Here is a 3,080-nt window from a genome sequence, read left to right on the forward strand (position 1 = left end):
ACTTCCAGCAAGACTTCGCCGTCGTCTTCAGGGGCGACCAAAAGCCAAACGATGTTACGCTCGCGCGGCGGCAGGGATTCCAAGACGGCGGCCACGTCGGCAGGGTGCAACTCGGCCAAGAGGACGGTCAGCTCGGTGAACTTGTCGCGCAGGCTTGCGTCTTCAATCGGCACGCCTGCTTCGATTTGTTCGAAGGACGGCTCGAGGATTTCGCATAAGGCGTGGATGCGGTCGATATCGTCAGAGATGCGATCGTCAGAAATGCGGTCTTCCACCGCTTCATTGTCGGGGGTATGGTCGAGATTCGGAGGGGTTTGTTCGATGCTCATAAATGCTCCGCCCGCCGGACGCGGGGAGGCATTTCGGCGGGATGATTATGGTTGTTGTGTGTCTGATGGGAAGTTCAAAGGCGAACTGGGAAGGTCCATAATTCGAGCCTGCTGAGAGGCGCAGAGTTGTAAACGGTGCATATTCTACTCTTTTTTAGGCCGTTTTACCATTTTTAACGGAAAAGGCCGTCTGAAATTTAAATTTCAGACGGCCTTTTCATTTGCTCAAACCTTATTCTTTAGGCAGGCGCAGGACGGAGACGATGAATCCGCCCCAAATGACGATCAATGCGACAAGCATCATAATAATGGCTGAAGTACTCATTATTCGTCTCCTTCACGTTCGTGTTCATGTTCGTCTTTGACGTTGAAGTTCTGACCATGTTTCCACGGCAAGAACGACAGCAGGACAGACAATACCAAGAGAGCGCCGACCATGCCCCAACCGAAGATATTGAGAAAGCTGTCAGGATAGCCGCTGTAATTCTCTTTTAAGAGGCCGGCGGTATCTTGATAAAGCATATAGCCGAGCATAGCGACGGTAACCACCACGCTGGCAGTCCATACAATGCCGACACGGATGGAAGACAGCGCGTTCAAGTGATTGCGCAGTTCGGGCAGTTTGCGCAACAAAACAATCGCCAAAACGTAAAGAAAACCGGAAGCCACAATGCCGTAGGTATTGATGAATTTATCCAATACGTCCAACACAGGCAGGCCGGTGGTCGTACCGAACAGCAAGGTAGAAATAATCGCCATTGGCACGCCTGCAATCAGAGTCGCGCTGACACGGCCGATGTTCATTTTGTCTTGAATCGCGGCCACAATCACTTCAACGATGGAAATCATGGAAGTGACACCGGCAAACACCAGCGAGCCAAAGAACAACACTCCGATCAACGCGCCCATAGGGGCTTGGTTGATGATGGTCGGGAACGCGATAAACGCCAAGCCGATACCGCTGGATGCCACTTCGCTGACTTCCTTGCCTGCCGCGTGCGCCATAAAGCCCAATGCTGCGAATACGCCGATACCGGCGAGCAACTCAAAGCTGCTGTTGGCAAAGCCGACAACCAAGCCTGTGCCGCCCAAATCGGTTTTTTTCTTCAGGTAAGAAGAATAAGTAATCATAATGCCGAAGCAGATGGAGAGCGAGAAGAAAATCTGGCCATATGCGGCTACCCAGACTTTCGGATCTGCCAAACGGCTCCAGTCAGGCGTAAACAAAGCGTCCAAACCTTTTGCCGCACCCGGCAGAGTCAGGGCAATGCCCACCATGATGACAAACATCACCACCAACAAAGGCATGAAGAATGTGGATGCACCGGCCACGCCTTTTTGTACGCCCAAAGCCATAATCGCCAGCGTAAACACCCACACGGCAATCAGCGGACCGGCAACTTTACCGACAAAATCCAAACCCAAGTCTTTGGCATCGGCCATTTGCAGGAAGTCTTTGAAGAAGAAGGTCTGCGGATCCGCACCCCATGCCGAAGTCAACGAATAATAGGCATAGCTTGCCGCCCAGCCGACAATCACGGCGTAGTAGATACAGATGATGACGTTGGTCAGGAAATTCCACCAACCCATCGGCTCAAACAAACGGCCGAGGCGGCGGAAAGCCAAAGGTGGCGAACCGCGGTAACGGTGGCCGATGGCGTAGTCGAGCAGCAACAGCGGAATACCTGCCGTCAACAGCGCAACCAAATAAGGGAGGATGAAAGCACCGCCGCCGTTGTCGAAAGCGATGTAAGGGAATCGCCAAATGTTGCCTAAGCCCACGGCCGAGCCGATGGCAGCAAACATAAAGGCGCGGCGACTGCTAAACGTCGCGCGTTCGCTGGATTGAGAATTTGACACGATGAACCTCTTAAAAGTCGAGTGTCGCCAAGGCCGTTCAGCCTTGCGCGTATATATTTAGGAATCAGGCCGGACAAGCCGGTCGGTTAAAGTAGATATTCGGATAAGGATAATATCCGGTATAGAGGATGCACCGCTTATGGCCATGCAAACATAATCTGACCTTATCGTAAAAAAATTTAACAGTGTTGACAAGTCATAATTAAATTTAAATCACAAGCAAAATCTTCATACACTACGACTAAAACCTTCATACACTTATTTATATAACACTCAAACACAGCTCAATCCACCGTTTTTCCCTCCCTTGTTCCGACCATTTCCCCTTTGCTAAAAATCGCCCTCCCCTTATCCGGCAAGGAAAAGCAGGAATCCAAGGCGTTTAAATTCCATGTCATCAAAAATGTTCAGACGGCCTTTTCCTTTTGCTCGATTAAACCCGGGCCGTCTGAAAATTACACTGTTGTATGTTGTAATCAAAAGCCACACTCACATTCTGTTTAATATAAACAAAAACAATCCGCCTCTTCCCGTTTCATTCATTACCATGATTTAAAACGAGCATAAAACACTAAAAATAGAATTAATAAAAAATAAAATTTCAAAAAATGCAAAATAACATTAAATTTAAACCTTTATTTCTACTATAATCATCTACAATCAAAAATAATCGAACCTAAAAATTTCAATAAAACATTAATTACACAACACTACAATTTTGCTATAATTGCCACCATTCGCTCCATAACCCAAACCCAAAAGAAGAGGAAAAGCCATGGGTATCAAAGTTGCCATCAACGGCTACGGCCGTATTGGCCGCCAAGTAGTGCGCGCTATTTTTGACTACAAACTGCAAGACCAACTCGACATCGTTGCCATCAATGCCAGCGG

4 protein-coding genes are annotated in these 3,080 nt (G+C 48.5%); 1 reads left to right on the forward strand and 3 read right to left on the reverse strand.

The features are described from left to right. From ACTHSP_RS19110 to ACTHSP_RS19120, 3 genes are all read right to left on the reverse strand, one after another. On the reverse strand, window positions 1-329 hold a 329-nt coding region (locus tag ACTHSP_RS19110; RefSeq protein WP_440346690.1), incomplete at its 3' end, for a magnesium transporter MgtE N-terminal domain-containing protein. Between the two features lie 232 nt (window positions 330-561). After that, complete coding sequence (locus ACTHSP_RS19115) at window positions 562-654, reverse strand: methionine/alanine import family NSS transporter small subunit (RefSeq protein ID WP_036472778.1); 93 nt, start codon at window positions 652-654, stop codon at window positions 562-564. Further along, on the reverse strand, window positions 654-2,189 hold the full coding sequence (locus tag ACTHSP_RS19120; protein ID WP_080974689.1) for a sodium-dependent transporter: 1,536 nt from the start codon (window positions 2,187-2,189) through the stop codon (window positions 654-656). The genes ACTHSP_RS19115 and ACTHSP_RS19120 overlap by 1 nt, the downstream gene beginning before the upstream one ends. A 775-nt stretch (window positions 2,190-2,964) precedes the next feature. On the opposite strand from ACTHSP_RS19120, the gene ACTHSP_RS19125 reads away from it, so the two are divergent. Continuing rightward, window positions 2,965-3,080: glyceraldehyde 3-phosphate dehydrogenase NAD-binding domain-containing protein (locus ACTHSP_RS19125; RefSeq protein ID WP_440346489.1), on the forward strand; the 116-nt coding region annotated here is incomplete at its 3' end.

It is taken from the genome of Neisseria sp. P0001.S005 (genome assembly GCF_051963715.1).